The sequence below is a fragment of the Rhodococcus sp. 05-2256-B1 genome, assembly GCF_002258465.1.
Taxonomy (GTDB): domain Bacteria; phylum Actinomycetota; class Actinomycetes; order Mycobacteriales; family Mycobacteriaceae; genus Rhodococcoides; species Rhodococcoides fascians.
On record NZ_NOZA01000041.1, the window covers coordinates 98,709 to 115,035 of the forward strand.

The window sequence follows — 16,327 nt, forward strand, 5'->3', positions numbered from 1 at the left end:
GACGGGTGGCGGCGAACTGTGTGACGCACGGTTACGTCCGTTAACCATGTGGGCATCGGATGGTCACAGGCCGCTGTCATTGTGGTGATCGAACACAAGAAGCGTTCGATCACCCAGTGAGGCCCCCTCCCCATGAGTGTCAAGAAATTCTGCGCCGGTGTCGGCGTCGCTGCAGCTGTTGCGTCCGGTCTAATCGTCGGGGCGTCACCCGCCGTCGCCGATCCCGGCGGTTGTCCCTCGATGTACGTCGTCGCGATTCCGGGAACGTGGGAGACCAGCTCCGGTGCTGCGCCGAAGCCGGGGATGCTGACTGACGTCACCGATCGTCTCGGCGGGGACATCCGCACCGAGTACGTTTCGTATCCCGCCACCGCGTTCCCGTGGGAGGGCGAGGTGTACGGGCAGTCGCGTGCTGCTGCCGTCACCAACGCAGGCGGCATGCTGAAGGCGATGGCGGATCGCTGCGGCGCAACGAAATTTGGCATCATCGGTTACAGCCAGGGAGCGGACGCGGCCGGTGATCTCGCCGCGTCCATCGGGACCGGTCTCGGGGTGGTTCCGGCCGACAAGGTGGTGGCGGTCGGGCTCGTCTCCGACCCGAAGCGGTCGGACACCGACGCCCTGGTCGGTCCCCCTGTGGTGGGTACCGGCGTCGGTGGACCCAGGGTCGGCGGATTCGGCTACGTCAGTCCGGTGGTGCGCACGTTCTGCGCCGTCGGCGATCTGTACTGCTCGACGCCCAAGGACGATTACGTGGCGCGACTCGCGGGCTTCCTCGCCGTGTCGTCCAACCCTGCGCCCGACGTCGCAGATCAGTACACCCAGGAAGCACAATCGTTGATCGCCGACCTCGCTGCGTCCGGTGGATTACCCGTACTGCAGGGGCAGCTGTCGGATCAGGCCAACGCCCAGCGTCAGCGGGAGATCGAGGCCTTCTACCGTTCGGGCATCCACCAGGAATATCAGACCTACGACGTCGGAGACGGGGTGTCGGCGACGCGGTGGTTGGCGCGTTACCTCGCCGACGCGGTCTGACTACGACGTACTAGCAGGAACCCGACGGAGCAACAGGAACACGACGACGGCACTGACGAACATCAGCACGGCGCTCGTACCGGCGGCGAGGTTGAAGCCGTCGATGAAGGACGAGTGCGCGACATCGGTCAACTGCGATGCGAACGGCTCCGGCAGATAGTCGGCCACTGCTATTGCGCCGCCGATGGTTTCGCGGGCCGGATCGGCGATCTCGGCCGGTGTGCCCGCCGGGATGGCGTCCTCCATGCGGTGTCGATAGACGGTGCTGCCGATGGTGCCGAGAATCGCGATGCCGACGGCACCGCCGAGCTCGGCCCCGGTTTCCGACAATGCCGATGCAGCCCCGGCCTTTTCGGGGGCCGCAGCGGTCAGCACGATGTCGGAGTTCAGAGTCGATGCTGCTCCGATCCCGAACGTGACCAGGGCCATTCCGGTCAGCAGCAGCGGCAGGCCGGAGTCGGATTGCACGAATATCAGTGCGACGCAGCCGAAGACGATGGACAGCAGGCCCGCCGAAATGATGGTGCCGGTGGGGATCACCTTGCTCATCGTCGGTGCGGTGACGGCACCGGCCGCCGCTGCGGCAGCGGGAATCAGCAACCACAGTCCGGCGCGGAGTGGTCCGAGTCCCAGAACCAGCTGCAGGTACTGAGAGGCGAACAGGCTGAAGCCGGTCATGGAGAAGATGACCAGAAATTGCACGACGACTGCAGCGCTGAAAGCACGTTCGGCGAAGAGCGTCACGTCGATGAGCGGGTTCGATGCCTTGCGTTGCCGGATGACGAACACGAAGCCGAGTGCCAGGCCGAGGATCGCGGTGGTGATCGTCGTGGCGTCGATACCGTCCTGGGCCCCGTGCTTGATGGCGAACACGATCGAGAGCATCGACGAGATCGCGAGGATCACGCTGATCGGGTCGAACTTTCCGGGGTCACTGTCCTTGAACTCGGGGACCAGTAGCGGGGCCGCAACGAAGAGCACGACCATGATGGGGATGTTGATCAGGAAGACCGAACCCCACCAGAAGTGTTCCAGCAGAACGCCTCCGACAACTGGGCCCACGGCTGCGCCGCCTGCGAAACCGGCGGTCCACAGGCCGATCGCTTCCTTGCGCTGTGCAGGGTCGTGAAACATGTTGCGAATCAACGACAGTGTGCTCGGCGCGATGGTGGCTCCGCCCACTCCGAGCAGAGCACGTGCGACGAGCAGCATCTCGGGGGAGGTGGAGAACGTCGCGGCGAGTGATGCCGCGCCGAAGACCACCGCGCCGACCATCAGCAGGGTCCGCCGACCGATGCGGTCGCCGAGCGAGCCCATGGTGATCAGCAGACCGGCAAGCAGAAATCCGTAGATGTCGAGGATCCACAGGGTCTGGTTGCTGGTGGGTTCGAGATCGGCCGTCATGAAGGGCAGTGCGAGATACAGCACCGACATGTCCATGGAGACCACGAGGATCGGCACCACCAGTACCGCGAGGCCGAGCCATTCCTTCTTCGTGGCGCGATCCTCGGTTGCCGTCTGATTCACTGCTTCTTCCCTTCCCGCGTGGACACCTCACCTTAGGTGGGTCGGGAGTACGTTCGGTGAGGAAGAGTGTGTCTCGCCGAACGAAGGAACCGATTTCGCATGATCAACGATCTCGAGGTAGTCGCGACGATCACCGCCAAGCCGGACGCAATCGACACCGTGCGCGACGGGCTCGTGGCTCTGGTCGCCGAGTCACGCAAGGAGAGCGGCAACGTCTCCTACAAGTTGTTCGAGTCGGCGGTCGAGCCGGGCACCTTCATCACCATCGAGGTATGGAAGTCGCAGGAGGACCTCGACGGCCACATGCAGACCCCGCACCTGCAGCAGGCGCTAAGCGAATTCGGTGCCCATCTCGCGGCCCCGCCCGCCATCCATCCGCTCCGGCCCGTCGGTTGAGCCTGCCCGCGCGCTGACGTACACGAGTGCCGAGACGGCAAGCAGCGCCACCGTGGCACCGATCGCCAGCCACCCGGTCCCGCTCATCTCTCCCGACGCGACGATGCGGGCACCGGCGGCGGTGTAGCTCATCGGCATGAAGGCGGCGAGGTCGCCCCAGATCGGTGCCGTCGATGCGTACGCGAATCCGCAGACGACGACCTGCACCACGAGGGCGACGACGTTGACGATCTGCCCGACGACGGCACCGAGGACTCGTTGAATTGCGCCTGCGGTGGCGAGATAAGCCGCGGCCGACACGATGAGGAACGCGCCGGCTCCGATCACCGGTCCGAGGGCGGCGTCGGTGGCGAAGGCGAATGCGACGGCCGCGCTGACACCCACTGCGGCGACGGCCGCTCCGACGGCGAGCCACCGCGGCTTGGTGTCCCTGCCCAGGACCCGCACGAGGCTGACGCAGCCGAGAGCTCCGAGTGCCACGAGGGCGGCAATCAGATACGGGGTGGCACCGGTACCGGTGCTCGTCGCCGTCGCTGCAACGCTCTGGTCGGAGGTCGCGTCATCGGTCGTGGCCGCCGCTTTTGCCGGGAGGGCGGCGGAGGCGTCGCGCACATTGGTGGCGATGCCGTTGACGATTCCCTCGACGGGTTTCACCGACGTCACGAGCTGATCGGTGCCGGCTTTGAGTTGCTGCCCGCCGTCGTCGAGCTGGCCGAGTCCGTCACGCAACTGCACGGTTGCGTCGCCGAGCTGCGCGGTAGCACCGAGGAACTGACTGTTGGGGTCGTTCAGTTCGGTCGACAGCTGCTGAGCACCACCCTTGAGGGTCTGCAGCTGAGCGAGCGTATCGGGACCGAACGCCTGAGTGTTGAGGTTGTCGATCACTCCGCGGATCTCGCCGGAAATCGCGTCGGACCCCGGATGCGGGAAGCGATCGACCGTGTCTGCCGTGGCGGCGAGCTTTGCCGTGAAGTCGGCCTGCAGAGCTCCGAATCCGGCGAGCTGGTCGACGACCTGGTCGACACCCCCGCTGATCTGCGATGCGCCGTCACCGAGCTGGCCGATGCCGTCGCGGTACTGGCCGAAACCGTCGGCGAGCTGGATGGTTCCGTCGTGAGCCTGGGTGATGCCGTCGGCGAGCTGGCCGACGCCGTCGTTGAGCTGCGTTCCGCCTTCGGTCAGCTGACCGATGCCGCTGGAGAGAAAGGTGATCGGGAGCGAGGCGCTGTTGAGGCTGCTCCTGGCCTTGGACAGGGGATCGGCCGTCTGCTGTGCCTCGGCCGGGGCCTGCTGAGTGTCTGCGACAACGGCGGTCGTCGTGGTCGATTCTCCGCCCAGGTCGTAGCCGGTGCCGAGTGCGAACGCACCCACAGCCACCAGAGGGAACGCCAGTGCGACGAGAGCAACGGCAGGACGTCGGAAGATACGCATTTCACCCATGATGACTTCGAGGCTAACTGCCACCGCCGGCCGCACCGACCACTCGGAGCGATCCACAGCGGCCGTTCTGCCCCTCTACCAGGGACTTTAAGAGGTCTCTGTGGATTGTCGGTTGCGCGGCAACAGGTCCCACACGTGGGCGGTCTCGTTGACCGACGAGACCGATCGGGCACCGCTGCGGGAGAAGAGCACACGCGTCACCGAGCAGTAGTCGATGGGAAATCCGAGCACCTTCGGGGTCTGCAGAATGTCTTGCAACAGCATGTTGACGACGCCGCCGTGAGCGAAGAGGACGACGGTATCGGAGTGCGCGGCGGTCGAGACGATTTCGGCCACTCCGGCGAGAACTCGCCGGCGGAAGGCCTGCTCGTCGACCTGCTCGGGTAGGTGACCGGCCTTGATGCGGTCGTAGGCGTCGCGAAATTCGGTCTTCGCGGCCTCGATCGGGACGTAGCCGCCGAAGTCCCGGTCGTACTCGGTCAGACGGTCGTCGGTCGTGATCTCGAGACCGAGCCGTTCGGCGAGTGGCTGCGCGGTCCGGATCGCGCGTTGCTGCGAACTCGACACGACTCGGGACACCGTGAAGCGTGCCAGCGCATCCGGCACTCGGCGGGATTGCTCGACGCCCAGTTCGTCGAGATCGGGATCGGCCGAGGACTCCGATCGTCGCGGAAGGGCGTGCCGTACCAGAACCAGTTGCATCGACTCACCTAATCACGAGTGTGCGTCCACTGCGTTGCACCATCGAGCGGAAGGCCGCCACCTGGCGGGGCATGTCCGTCCCCGGCTCCCACACCATGCCGATTCGCCTGCGCGCAGTCGGTTGGGTGAGTCCCACGTCGACCGTTCCACCCTCGGCGCCGTGTGCACGGATCCGCGGCAGGATGGCGATGCCGAGGCCGGCGCCGACGAGTCCGCGCACTGTATGGGTGTCCTGTCCCTCGAACGCGATGCGCGGGCTGAATCCGGCATCGGCCCACAGTTCGTCACAGATCGAGCGCATTCCGTATCCGTGGCCCATGGCGATGTAGTTCTCGTCGGCGGTATCGGCGAGATCGACCGTCGTCCGCGACGCAAGGCGGTGATGTTCGGGGACCACCAGCATCAGCCGCTCGTCGTACAGCTGAAAGGAATTCGTGTCGGTGTGTTCGGCGCTCAAAGACACGAACGCCAGGTCGGACGTGCGGTCTGCGAGCCGGTCCAGGCAGCGTGCGCGTGCGCCTTGGTCGAGATCGAACGTCACCGCGGGATGGTCGACGCGAAAGTGCCGGATCAGTGCCGGCACGACGTCCTCACCGAGTGTGTTCTGGAACGCGACGGCTATTCGGCCACGCGCTCGGGCGTCGTGCTCGGTCATGGCGTCGATACCGGCGTCGATGTCGCTCAGGGCTCGTTGCAGATACGGGATGAGGACGCGGCCGGTACTGGTCAGCACGATGCCGCGACCCCGTCGTTCCACGATGTCGACGCCGAGGATCGCCGATGCGCGGGCGACCTGTCGACTGACGGTGGGCTGCGGGACTCCCAGGACGTGGGCGGCGTCGGTGATGTGCTCGGTGTCCGCCACCGCGACAAGTGTCGGCAGAAGCGGCAGCAGCTCGGTGGTCTCGCGGCGCATGAGCGAAGCATATCGCTGACGTATCGATTGCCGGGGTCTCATGCATTGGACGTATACCGTGAGCGCTTCTAACGTCTTCGACATGACTACGACGCAGCCCGAGGTCCTGGAGTGGGAGGGGCATCCCAAGGGATCGACCGAGTACCGGCGTCTCGTGTTGGCGCTGCTGTTCGCCGGAGTGGCGACGTTCGCGCAGCTCTACTCGGTACAGGGGATTCTGCCGCTCATCGCGTCCAGTCTCGACATCACCCCGTCGCAGTCCTCGCTCGCCGTCGGCCTGGCGACCGTCGGCGTCGCGGTGTCGGTCATTCCGTGGTCGGTAGCGGCGGACCGAATCGGACGCGTTCGAGCGATGACCGCCTCGATACTCGTCGCGACGACACTGGGTTTGCTGGTGCCTCTGTCGCCTTCTCTCGAGGTGCTGCTGGTCCTGCGATTCTTCGAAGGTGCTGCGCTGGGTGGACTTCCGGCCATTGCGATCGCCTATCTCAGCGAGGAGGTGCACCGCAATCACACCGCGCTGGCAGCGGCGACCTACGTGTCCGGTACGACACTCGGCGGCCTGCTGGGGCGAATAGTTTCAGGACCCGTTGCAGAACAGACCAATTGGCGAATCGGAACCCTCACCGTGTCGGTCATCGCGGCGCTGGCAGCGGGACTGTTCGTGTGGTTGGCACCGCGGCCGCGAACCACCCTCGTGCACAGCCGAATTCGTGATCTACCCGGTCGGCTGTGGGTGAATCTCCGAGAGCCGGGGATGCTGGCGCTGTACGGTCAGGGGTTCCTGCTGATGGGAGGGTTCGTCGCGATCTACAACTTCCTCGGATTCCGGCTCGAGGCAGCGCCTTTCGGTCTTCCACAGTCTCTGATCAGCTTGATCTTCGTGGCCTACCTCAGTGGCACGGTGTCCTCGCGAGTGGCGGGGAAGTTGGCGACGAAGCACGGCCGATCGATCGTCCTCGCCGGATCGACCGCCACCATGATCGTCGGAGTCGCACTGACGATGGCGTCGAACCTGGCCGTGATCCTCACCGGGCTGGTGATCTTCACGATGGGATTCTTCGCCGCCCACGCCATCGCGTCGGGATGGACCGGCCAGCGAGCCGTCCACGGACGGGCGCAGGCGACATCTCTGTACAACCTGTTCTACTACGGAGGATCGTCCGTCGTGGGCTGGCTCGGCGGAGTGGTCTTTCAGTCACTCGGATGGAACGCCTTGGCGCTGTTCGTCATTGCGTTGGCAGTCATCGCCGGCCTGTGGGCCGCAGCGATGAACGGCCGACTGGCGCAGCAACCGAACTCAATACGTGGATGAATTCGAGGCGGCTATCGCGAAGATGAAAATCGCAGCCACGACGAGGACGAACAGGGCAATCGACACGTAGCCGACGATCAGACCTGCCGTCGCGAATCCTGACCCGCCCTCGCCGGTGCGCTTGATCTGGCCCTTCGCAACGTGGCCACACACCACCGCACACACCGACGCGATCAGCGGGATGAACGTCAGACCCAACACCGCCAACACGAGCGACACGATCGCCAACGTGTTCGTCGCGGGTGCCGGCCGAAAACCCGCTCCGCCATACGGGGCCTGACCGTATTGCGGCTGTCCGTACTGGGGTTGCCCGTATTGGGGTTGTCCGTACTGGGGGTTCGGGTACTGAGGGTTTTGGTACTGGGGTTGTCCGTGCTGCGGGTTCTGGTAGCTCGTGTTCGGGTCCTGATACGGCGGGTACTGCTGACCCCCGTACGGCTCGTCCTTCTCGAACGCGTCGCTACCTTCACCCTGCGGATTGACCATTGCGGGAGTCTTGCACCTGAATTGGGCCGTCGCAAGCGGCAAGGCGAGGTCTACGAACCGACCTTGCCCCAGCCCACATACGCGTCGACGGTCACGTAGCCGGTCACGCGCGGCTGATCGCGAACCGGATACCGCTCGCCGGTGTAATGCGTCGCGATGCGATCGATATCCACCAGATCCGGGTCGTCCTGCAGTTCGATCGAACCGTGCACCGTCACATGCGTATACCAACTGGCCTCGTCCATCACCGAAATCGAGACCTTGGGATTCGCCCGAATGTGCTCCAGCCGCTTACGTGAAGCATCGAAATTGAGCACGATCTTCCCGTCCTCCCACAAATACCACGTGGGCGCGGTGATCGGAGTTCCATCGGCACGAACCACCGCCATGACAGCGGGATTCGCCTTCTTCAGCAACTCGACAGCATCAATGGGCAACGGAGGCTTGGGCATGAACCAACACTACGACCCGAGAGCTGACTCGGCCAGACCTTCGGCGGACCGCCCACCCGGCCCGAGTCCACCCGCACCCACCCCACCCGGCCCGAGTCCACCCGCACCCACCCCACCCGGCCCGAGTCCACTCAACGTGACATTGACTGCCGAAAAGGCCACTGAATGTCACATCGAGTGGACTGCGGATAGGTGGACTGCGGGTGGGTGTGGGCTGCGGACAGGTGGAGTGATTACAGCTTCGGGAGTTTGACGACTTGTCCGGCGTAGGACAGTCCTGCACCGAAGGCGAGCAGGAGTGCGGTGTCTCCGGCTTTGGCTTTTCCGGTGCGCAGTAGTTCTTCCATTGCCAGGGGGATGGACGCAGCCGAGGTGTTGCCGGTTTCGGCGATGTCGTTGGCGACGGCGGTGCCTTCGTCCAGGTTGAGACTCTTCGCCAGCAGGTCGGTGATGCGGCTGTTGGCCTGGTGCGGGATGAAGGCGTGCAGTTCGTCGGTTTTGATGCCGGCGACGTCGAGTACCTTCTGTGCGGCCTTGCCCATCTCGAATGCAGCCCAGCGGAAGACGGAGATTCCGTTCATCCTGATCCAGGGTCGTTCCATGTTGGCTGTCGTGATGTATTCGTACCAGTCCGTGGTCTGCACGATGGCGTCGGACTGCGAGCCGTCGGACCCCCATACGGCGGGTCCGATTTCGGTTTCGTCGCTCTGTCCGACGACGACGGCTCCGGCGCCGTCGGCGAAGATGAAGCGGGTGGTGCGGTCGTACGGGTCGGTGGTGACGCTGAGCTGCTCGGCTCCGATGACGAGGACATACTGCGAGGTTCCGGCCTTGACCAGGTCCGATGCGACGGCGAGTGCGTAGCAGAAGCCTGCGCATCCGGCGCAGATGTCGAACGCGGCCGGTCCTTTGGTGCCGAGTCCGTGGGCAACCTTGGCGGCTGCTTGGGGTGTCAGTTCGAGGTGTGTGGAGGTCGCGACGATGACGGTGTCGACCTGCTCGGCGGAGATGCCGCTGGCTTCGAGTGCTTTTCGGCCTGCCGAGATCGACATCTGGACGACGTTTTCTTCGGGGTCGGCGAATCGGCGGTTCTTGATGCCCGATCGCGTCTGAATCCACTCGTCACTGGAGTCGATGAACTCGCAGATCTCATCGTTGGTGACTATTCGTTCGGGGCGGTGAACGCCCAGACCGAGCATCTTCGACTGTCGACCTTGCGTTGTGCTGATCGCACCCATCTTCAATTTCCTCTCGTGCTACCGCGCCATCGCCGAGCTTCGGCTCGGGTCTTGGGCTACGGGCTCGTCGACACACGTTACGTGCGTCGACGGGAAAGGTTCACACCAGTTCGGTGATGAGCGCCGCGACCTCGGCGGGTTTGTCGATCATGGCGTGGTGATGGGCGGGTATGACGACGGTGAAATCCGCTCGCAAGTATGTGGCCAGCTTGCGCTGGGTCTTGATCCATCTGCGTCCCCACGGGGACGGGCGTCCGGTGTGGGCGGCCGCGACGATAACGGGAACAACGAGTGGCAATCGCTTCCGAAGTCGGTTCAATTCGGCCGCGAGGTCCGGGTAGACGACATCTTCGACGAGTGCAGCCGTGAGATAGGTAGGCCTGCGGTAGATGTCGTCGACCCAGTCGACGACGTCCTTCGGTGTCCCGTCGGGCGGCGTCGCCTGGTTGAGTATCGGTCGGACGCGCGGGCCGACGAGCCGCTGAAGGTCCGTGCGGCTCAGTAGCGTCGACAGGGAATGCGCTGCGCGCACTCGCAGAGCCGCCGGAAGGATGCGGCGGGGGTCGGACTCGGCGCTCGAGTCCAGGAGAAGAACACCACGTATGCGCGACGGGTACAGCCGGGCCACTGCTTCTGCGTAGAAGCCGGCAATCGAGTGACCCGCGACGACGGCCGGCTCGGTGACACCGAGCGCGTCGAGGACGCCGACGATCCTGTCGGCCTCGCCGCGGACGTTGGGAGTGGCGCCATCGGGTAGAGGGTCGCTGAGTCCGAAGCCGGGGCGGTCGAGAACCACGACATGATGGCGGGCGCTCAAGATATCGACGGTGTCGTTCCAGTCGAACCAGTTACTGCCCAGGCCGCCGCAGAGAACGATCGTGGGGCCGGTTCCCCGGACGAACAGATGCAGACGTTGCCCGTCTACTTCGACGTACTGCCCGGGAGGATGTTTCACGGGAAACAATGCCTCGCGCTCAGTTCGGTTCCCGTGATCCATGTTTTCGTCCCCACCATGCATAGCCGACTCAAGGTCTGTTTGAGTCTCCAGTTTCCATTATTCGCCCCGTTTTGCAACTTTCGCGCGAAGGATCGCCTCGGGAGGACCGTCATTGACGCGGTTTGGCCAGCGGAAACGCGAGTGTCTCGCGAATGCTGCCGCCGGTGATGAGCATGACGACGCGGTCGACGCCCATGCCGAGGCCGCCGGTCGGGGGCATCCCGTGCTCGAGCGCCTGCAGGAAGTCCTCGTCCAAGCTCATCGCTTCTTCGTCGCCACCCGCAGCCAGCAACGACTGCTCGGTGAGGCGTCGACGTTGATCGACGGGATCGGTCAGCTCGCTGTAGGCCGTGCCCAGTTCGACCCCCCACGCCACCAGGTCCCACTTTTCGGCGACGCCGGGGATGCTCCGATGCGGTCTCGTCAACGGCGACATCGACGTCGGGAAGTCCTTGTAGAAGGTGGGGAATTCGGTGTAGTCCTCCACCAGGTGCTCGTACATGCCCTGGGCGACGGCACCCGCGTCCCACGACTTCTCGTAGGGGATGGCGTTCTCGTCGCACAGCCGCTGCAGCTCGTCCAGGGGCGTCGACGGCTCGACGGGAACACCCAATTTTTCGGCGACGGCACCGTGCAGTGTCTTGACGGGCCATTCTCCGGAGATGTCGATCTCGATCATCTCGCCGTCCGGGCCGTCGGGACGCAGAATGATTTCGCGGCCGTGCGCTGCCACGGCTGCACGCTGAATCAGTTCGCGGCACAACACCATTGCGCGCTCGTAGTCACTGTGTGCCTCGTACGCCTCGAGGATCGTGAACTCCGGATTGTGCTTGAAGTCCGCTCCCTCGTTGCGGAACACTCGCCCGATCTCGAAGACCTTCTCCATGCCGCCGACGCACAGCCGCTTGAGATAGAGCTCCGGTGCGATGCGCAGGTACAGATCCAGGTTGTAGGCATTGATGTGGGTGACGAACGGGGCAGCGTTCGCACCGCCGTGTACCTGCTGCAGGATCGGTGTCTCGACCTCCATGTAGCCGCGATCGCTCAGTGAATCACGAAGCGACTTCACCACATTCGAGCGTGCGATCATCAGCGCGCGCGCATCGCGGTTGATCGCCAGGTCCACGTACCGCTGCCGTACTCGCGCTTCCGGATCGGTCAGACCGCGGTACTTGTCGGGTAGAGGGTGCAGGCATTTGGCGTTCATTCGCCACTCGGTGGCGAGCAGCGACAGCTCACCACGCCTGCTGTATCCGATGGTGCCACTGACTTCGATGAGGTCACCCAGGTCGAAGTCGGCATCGAATTCCTCGATTCTGTCGCCGACGCGTTCGCGGTCGAACAGCACCTGAATATCGGCCGACCAGTCCCGGATGACGGCGAACGACACGCCGCCGTAGTCGCGAATGCGCAGTATTCGACCCGCAATTCGGACGGTCGTGCCCTGGGGCGAAGCCGCCGCTTCACCGACGGTGTGTGTCGGGGGATAGGCGACGGGATAGCCCTCGATGCCGTCACTTTCGAGACGATCGAGTTTGGCCATGCGCACGCGTACCTGGTCGGGACGTTTGCGGCCGGGCACGGTGTCGTCTGCGGGAGTCTCGGGTCCGCTGCCGTCGGGATGAATGTCCTCGGCGTCGACCAACGCTGCCGGCACCGCGACGTGGGACCCGGTGTGCTTCGAGGCGCGCCGAAAGGTCGGCAGAGTCAAGAAGCCTTCGGCGATGGCCGACGCGACACCGACCTTCGGCAGCACCCGATTGTCGGCGAAGCACAGGTAGCGCGGCTCCCATTCCGGCAAGTACTTCACATTCGAGCGATACAGCGCCTCGAGCTGCCACCAGCGCGAGAAGAACACCAATACGCTGCGCCAGATTCGCAGGACCGGACCGGCCCCGATCCGACTACCCTCCTCGAACGCAGCACGGAACACCGCGAAGTTCAGCGAAATCTTGCTGACACCGAAATGATCTGCGCCGGTGGCAAGTTCGGTCACCATCAACTCGATGACACCGTTCGGCGACGCCGGATCGCGGCGCATCAGGTCCAACGACGCGCCGGTCCGACCCCACGGCACCAGCGACAGAACACCGACGATCTTCTCGCCCTGAACCGCCTGCACCAGAAGACAATCGCCGTCGAGCGGATCGCCCAACCGGCCCAGCGCCATCGAGAAGCCACGCTCGGTCTCGGTATCGCGCCACGCATCCGCGCAGGCAATGATCTCGTCCATCTCCTCGACCGAAATATCGCGATGACGACGCACGGTGACCACGACACCCGCTTTGCGAGCCCGGTTGACGGCCTGACGCACGGGACGCATCTCGCGTCCATTGAGGTTGAAATCTTTGGTTTTCAGGATTGCTTCGTCGCCGAGTTCGAGAACACTCAGGCCGGCCCGCTTGTAGGCCGTGGCCCCGATCTCGCTGGCCCCCATGACAGCTGGGGTCCAGCCGTACTTCTCGGCCAGGTCGAGCCATTCGGATATCGCATGTGGCCACGCCTCGGGGTTGCCGATCGGGTCACCACTGGCCAGACACACCCCGACCTCGACGCGATACGTCACCGCCGCCTTGCCGCTGGTGGCGAAGATGACGCCCTTGTCGCGGCGGGTCGCGAAGTAACCGAGGGAATCGTCGGCACCCCACTTGTCGAGCAGGCCGCGCAGAGCCGACTCGTCGCGCCCGGTCAACGCATTGCTCGACCGCTGCGACCGAAACAACGTGACCACGGCACCGAGCAACGCCAGCGCTCCGAACAGTCCCAACGCCGTATTGACGAAACCGTTCGGCCTACCGTCGAACTGCTCGTTGTCCACCGTCGCCAACGCCGTCACCCTGTTGAACGCCCACAGGAACGTCTGACCCTCCGGCAACGAACCCGGGAACAAGGCCACCAACGCCCACCCGACAATCGTGCCGACGGCCGCTCCCAACACGAGCACCCCGAGCGCCTTCCACACCGCACCGCGCCGAACCCGCGTGTAGAACTCCTTGCGCGACGCGATCAGCAGACCCGTCACGACGACATGAACCGCCAACGCAATCCACGAACTGACGTTCTTGTCCTCGATGCCCTCCGCGACATTCGTGATCGCCAACAACACCAAATAAATCGTCAGCAACCACCACGCAATACGCTTCCGACTCGCCAACGCCGCCGCCAACAACCCGACAACCAACGCCCACGACAAACTCGTATCCGGAGCATCGAAGTAATACGTGTCGACATACTCCCGCGGCGCATGAACCAGATACCGCAAAGTGGGCGACAGACTCCACAGAAACAACGCCGCCGCGAACACACCGAGCACCAGCCCCGCTATATGCGGAACCTCACTCAACCGACCGCGCTGCGGCGGCGAAAACGACCGTGGTGCCGTGGTACCCGACCGATCCGAGGGAACTGCTGTCGCCGTCATGTCTCACTCCCGAAATAAGAACGCACGAGTTGCAAGATAGACGGTATCCCCGCTGAGGTGGGTGGGTTGCCTGTTGCCGCCCCGCCGTCCACTCAATGTGACATTTGGTGGCCTTTCCGGCAGTCAATGGCACATCGAGTGGACTCGCGTCCGGTCACGAGAGCGCGCCTGGCCTTGCTCGAGTCAGAGTGTGGGCCACCCTTCCTGTATGCGTTTGTCCACAGGTATTCGGTTATCCACAGGGCTGTTGATAGTGCGACGTCGGGTGCGATCGGTGTCCGGCCGAGCGTGCAGGATCGTCTGTATGAAGAGGGGCGGCGCACGGGTCGATGCGAGGGTAATTGCGGCCGCATCGGATCGCGGGCTGGTGCGGACTGCTCATCTTCTCGAACTCGGCGTCGCGTCGAAGACGATTGTTCGGCGCACGCTGCCGGACGGTATCTGGTCACGGGCGCTACCTGGCCTGGTGTTCTTGAAGAACCGTTCGCTGACGCCCTTGGAGCGGGCGGTTGCCGCGTCCATCTACTGCGGTCGTGATGGCGTCATCAGTGGTCGGGCCGGGCTGGCGTTGCATGGTCTCGGTACATCCGGCTCGTACGAGGAGACGTTCGTGCTCATTCCCGAGGCGCAGCACCGCAGGTCCGTGAGCTTCGCCGCGGTGGAACGTACGTGGCGGATGCCGACGGCGGAAAGCAAGTCGGGTCTTCCTGTCGCGCCGGTCGTTCGGTGTTTGTGCGACGCGATTCGCCGCATGAAGAACGCCGAGCAGTGCATGGCGCTCGTTGCCAGTGTCGTTCAGCGGGGTGCCGCAACGATCGAGGCGATCATGAAGGAACTGGACGCCGGCACTACGCGCGGCACCGCGATGCCTCGTCGAGTACTTCGCGAACTGGCCGCCGGCGCGCACTCCGTTGCCGAAGCACACGCGCAGAAGTTGTACGCGCGCAGTGGTCTTCCCCCGATGACTCACAATGTCGCGGTACGCGACGAGTCGGGCAGGTTGCTGCTGGTGGCCGACAATTGGCTCGACGACGTCGCCCTCGACTGGGAGATCGACTCGCTCGAATATCACCTGTCACCCGCGGCGCACCGCGCCACCGTAGAACGACGGGAGCGCGCTCAGAACGCCGGCATCATTGTCGTGACTCACCTGCCGAGCGATATTCGCGACGATCCGGAACGTGTTCTCTCCGACCTGCGGTCCCGGTACCGACAGGCGCTCGCGCGTCCGCGCCCCGACGTCACCGTCGACCCGTCCTACCGCCGATCGGGCTGATACACCCAAATCATGTGGTCCCCGGTTTCGGCCGCAGCGGCCAAGCCTCGCGGCTCGATCCTGTCGAGGACGAAACCCAGCCGCTGCGGAACGGCTCGACTCCTCGAATTGGCTGCATCGCAATGAATTTCGACGCGATCGACGTCGGCGAGTTTCAATGCCTCTTGCGTGAGGGTCGCGGTGGCTTCGGAGATGATGCCGTCACCCTCGGCTGCACTGTCGAGCCAGTACCCTATTTCGATCCCACCCGGTCCGACTCGTCGGTGCAATGCAATCTTCCCCAGGAATGCGCTGGTGGATCGACCGAAAATCCCGTAGTCGTACATTTCGTCGGCGTCCCACAGCTTCCGGCTTTCCGCGATGCGGACGATCTGCGCCGACCTGTTTGCAGCGTCCTCGGTGGCCCAACCGAGCCACGGCAGCAGGCGGACCCGATTTCGCTCGATCGCCTCGGCAATGACGACAGCATCGTCTGCCGTCTCGCGTCGAACCACGAGACGGTCGGTGACAATCCGAACGGGAGGTTTGCTGACCATTGAGACAGTCTGACTCCCTGCTACTGCCGATTCCACTGGTTTTTCGGTGCCGTCCGACCCACGTGCAGTCCACTCGATGTGCCATTGACGGTCGAAAGGGCCACCAGATGTCACATTGAGTGGTCAGGCGGTGGGTGGGCGATGCTGTGGAGAGGAGGAAAACGATCAGGAAGCTGACCACGATCTCCAGGACAGTTTGTCGATGACGATGACCGGGCCCTCGGGTCGGTTGTTCTTGTACTGGCTGTATTTCGCGACGAGGGTGTCGGTACCGACTGTGCCTTCGGCGCTGCCCGCGTCGACGATGCGGGCGTTGCCGTCGGCGCGGATCCACCAGAGTTGGGACCAGTCGTCGGAGTAGTGGTCGACGATGAGGCTGACGGCGGGATCGGCGTGGATGTTCTCGAGTCGCTGCAGTTTCTGGGTGGTTTTGGGTTTCCAGTCGATGGCTGTGTAGATGCGATCGCCGGTGGGCGCGACAGCGAAGACGATGGGGACCAGGTGTGGGGTGCCGTTGGGGTTGATGGTGGAGAGTTGGGCGCGGGGTGCGTCGGTGAAGCGTTGAATTTCGTTGTCTATCTTCACGTTCG

Annotated in this window: 15 protein-coding genes; 4 read left to right on the forward strand and 11 right to left on the reverse strand. The window is 64.2% G+C overall.

Annotated elements, in window-relative coordinates:
- Positions 1-132: 132 nt before the first annotated feature.
- Positions 133-1,035: a cutinase family protein gene (locus tag CH285_RS25845; RefSeq protein WP_094642765.1), complete on the forward strand. Its 903-nt coding sequence runs from the start codon at positions 133-135 to the stop codon at positions 1,033-1,035.
- Here CH285_RS25845 and CH285_RS25850 read toward each other — a convergent pair whose 3' ends face one another.
- Positions 1,036-2,562, reverse strand: a complete 1,527-nt coding sequence (locus tag CH285_RS25850; protein WP_057473157.1) for an MFS transporter — start codon at positions 2,560-2,562, stop codon at positions 1,036-1,038. It abuts the gene before it with no gap.
- A gap of 102 nt (positions 2,563-2,664) precedes the next feature.
- Between CH285_RS25850 and CH285_RS25855 the strand changes: the two genes are divergently transcribed.
- Positions 2,665-2,958 carry a putative quinol monooxygenase gene (locus CH285_RS25855; RefSeq protein ID WP_032367959.1) on the forward strand — a complete coding sequence of 98 codons (294 nt, stop codon included), beginning with the start codon at positions 2,665-2,667 and terminating at the stop codon, positions 2,956-2,958.
- Here CH285_RS25855 and CH285_RS25860 read toward each other — a convergent pair.
- From CH285_RS25860 to CH285_RS25870, 3 genes are all read right to left on the reverse strand, one after another.
- Positions 2,893-4,389, reverse strand: a complete 1,497-nt coding sequence (locus tag CH285_RS25860; protein WP_255032272.1) for a phage infection protein — start codon at positions 4,387-4,389, stop codon at positions 2,893-2,895. The genes CH285_RS25855 and CH285_RS25860 overlap by 66 nt on opposite strands.
- Positions 4,390-4,485: 96 nt before the next feature.
- Positions 4,486-5,100: a histidine phosphatase family protein gene (locus tag CH285_RS25865; RefSeq protein WP_094642767.1), complete on the reverse strand. Its 615-nt coding sequence runs from the start codon at positions 5,098-5,100 to the stop codon at positions 4,486-4,488.
- A gap of 4 nt (positions 5,101-5,104) precedes the next feature.
- Positions 5,105-6,016 carry a LysR family transcriptional regulator gene (locus tag CH285_RS25870; protein WP_176458621.1) on the reverse strand — a complete coding sequence of 304 codons (912 nt, stop codon included), beginning with the start codon at positions 6,014-6,016 and terminating at the stop codon, positions 5,105-5,107.
- 82 nt (positions 6,017-6,098) lie between these two features.
- Between CH285_RS25870 and CH285_RS25875 the strand changes: the two genes are divergently transcribed.
- Positions 6,099-7,331, forward strand: coding sequence for an MFS transporter (locus tag CH285_RS25875; RefSeq protein ID WP_094642769.1), 1,233 nt, complete (start codon positions 6,099-6,101; stop codon positions 7,329-7,331).
- Here the strand turns inward: CH285_RS25875 and CH285_RS25880 are convergent.
- The 5 genes from CH285_RS25880 to lysX all read right to left on the reverse strand — a co-directional run bounded on the left by CH285_RS25880 (position 7,317) and on the right by lysX (position 13,925).
- The gene (locus CH285_RS25880) at positions 7,317-7,817 is read right to left on the reverse strand and encodes a DUF4190 domain-containing protein (protein ID WP_032400902.1); all 501 of its coding nucleotides are present in this window, start codon (positions 7,815-7,817) and stop codon (positions 7,317-7,319) included. The two genes, CH285_RS25875 and CH285_RS25880, sit on opposite strands and share 15 nt — an antisense overlap.
- A 50-nt stretch (positions 7,818-7,867) precedes the next feature.
- Positions 7,868-8,269, reverse strand: coding sequence for a PPOX class F420-dependent oxidoreductase (locus CH285_RS25885; protein WP_057473159.1), 402 nt, complete (start codon positions 8,267-8,269; stop codon positions 7,868-7,870).
- Positions 8,270-8,502: 233 nt separating this feature from the next.
- Entirely contained in the window at positions 8,503-9,507 is a 1,005-nt protein-coding gene (locus tag CH285_RS25890) for a beta-ketoacyl-ACP synthase III (protein WP_027494965.1), read from the reverse strand.
- 100 nt (positions 9,508-9,607) lie between these two features.
- Entirely contained in the window at positions 9,608-10,504 is an 897-nt protein-coding gene (locus tag CH285_RS25895) for an alpha/beta fold hydrolase (protein ID WP_176458620.1), read from the reverse strand.
- Between the two features lie 109 nt (positions 10,505-10,613).
- Entirely contained in the window at positions 10,614-13,925 is a 3,312-nt protein-coding gene (gene lysX / locus CH285_RS25900) for a bifunctional lysylphosphatidylglycerol synthetase/lysine--tRNA ligase LysX (RefSeq protein WP_094642770.1), read from the reverse strand.
- Between the two features lie 304 nt (positions 13,926-14,229).
- Here lysX and CH285_RS25905 point away from each other — a divergent pair, with 304 nt between their 5' ends.
- A complete protein-coding gene (locus CH285_RS25905; RefSeq protein ID WP_032371423.1) occupies positions 14,230-15,201 on the forward strand; it encodes a hypothetical protein in 972 nt (323 codons plus the stop codon).
- Here the strand turns inward: CH285_RS25905 and CH285_RS25910 are convergent.
- Together CH285_RS25910 and CH285_RS25915 are read right to left on the reverse strand one after the other, a co-directional pair.
- Complete coding sequence (locus CH285_RS25910) at positions 15,183-15,737, reverse strand: GNAT family N-acetyltransferase (protein WP_032371424.1); 555 nt, start codon at positions 15,735-15,737, stop codon at positions 15,183-15,185. The genes CH285_RS25905 and CH285_RS25910 overlap by 19 nt on opposite strands.
- Before the next feature lie 165 nt (positions 15,738-15,902).
- The gene (locus CH285_RS25915) at positions 15,903-16,322 is read right to left on the reverse strand and encodes a TIGR03668 family PPOX class F420-dependent oxidoreductase (protein WP_027494960.1); all 420 of its coding nucleotides are present in this window, start codon (positions 16,320-16,322) and stop codon (positions 15,903-15,905) included.
- Positions 16,323-16,327 lie beyond the last annotated feature (5 nt).

What these genes read in the sequence shown, in the direction of transcription:
- CH285_RS25845 (WP_094642765.1), top strand. Translation starts at nt 133, where the DNA reads ATGAGTGTCAAGAAATTCTGCGCCGGTGTCGGCGTCGCTGCAGCTGTT.
- CH285_RS25860 (WP_255032272.1), bottom strand. Translation starts at nt 4,389, where the DNA reads ATGCGTATCTTCCGACGTCCTGCCGTTGCTCTCGTCGCACTGGCGTTC.
- CH285_RS25865 (WP_094642767.1), bottom strand. Translation starts at nt 5,100, where the DNA reads ATGCAACTGGTTCTGGTACGGCACGCCCTTCCGCGACGATCGGAGTCC.
- CH285_RS25870 (WP_176458621.1), bottom strand. Translation starts at nt 6,016, where the DNA reads ATGCGCCGCGAGACCACCGAGCTGCTGCCGCTTCTGCCGACACTTGTC.
- CH285_RS25875 (WP_094642769.1), top strand. Translation starts at nt 6,099, where the DNA reads ATGACTACGACGCAGCCCGAGGTCCTGGAGTGGGAGGGGCATCCCAAG.
- CH285_RS25880 (WP_032400902.1), bottom strand. Translation starts at nt 7,817, where the DNA reads ATGGTCAATCCGCAGGGTGAAGGTAGCGACGCGTTCGAGAAGGACGAG.
- CH285_RS25885 (WP_057473159.1), bottom strand. Translation starts at nt 8,269, where the DNA reads ATGCCCAAGCCTCCGTTGCCCATTGATGCTGTCGAGTTGCTGAAGAAG.
- CH285_RS25890 (WP_027494965.1), bottom strand. Translation starts at nt 9,507, where the DNA reads ATGGGTGCGATCAGCACAACGCAAGGTCGACAGTCGAAGATGCTCGGT.
- CH285_RS25895 (WP_176458620.1), bottom strand. Translation starts at nt 10,504, where the DNA reads ATGGATCACGGGAACCGAACTGAGCGCGAGGCATTGTTTCCCGTGAAA.
- lysX (WP_094642770.1), bottom strand. Translation starts at nt 13,925, where the DNA reads ATGACGGCGACAGCAGTTCCCTCGGATCGGTCGGGTACCACGGCACCA.
- CH285_RS25905 (WP_032371423.1), top strand. Translation starts at nt 14,230, where the DNA reads ATGAAGAGGGGCGGCGCACGGGTCGATGCGAGGGTAATTGCGGCCGCA.
- CH285_RS25910 (WP_032371424.1), bottom strand. Translation starts at nt 15,737, where the DNA reads ATGGTCAGCAAACCTCCCGTTCGGATTGTCACCGACCGTCTCGTGGTT.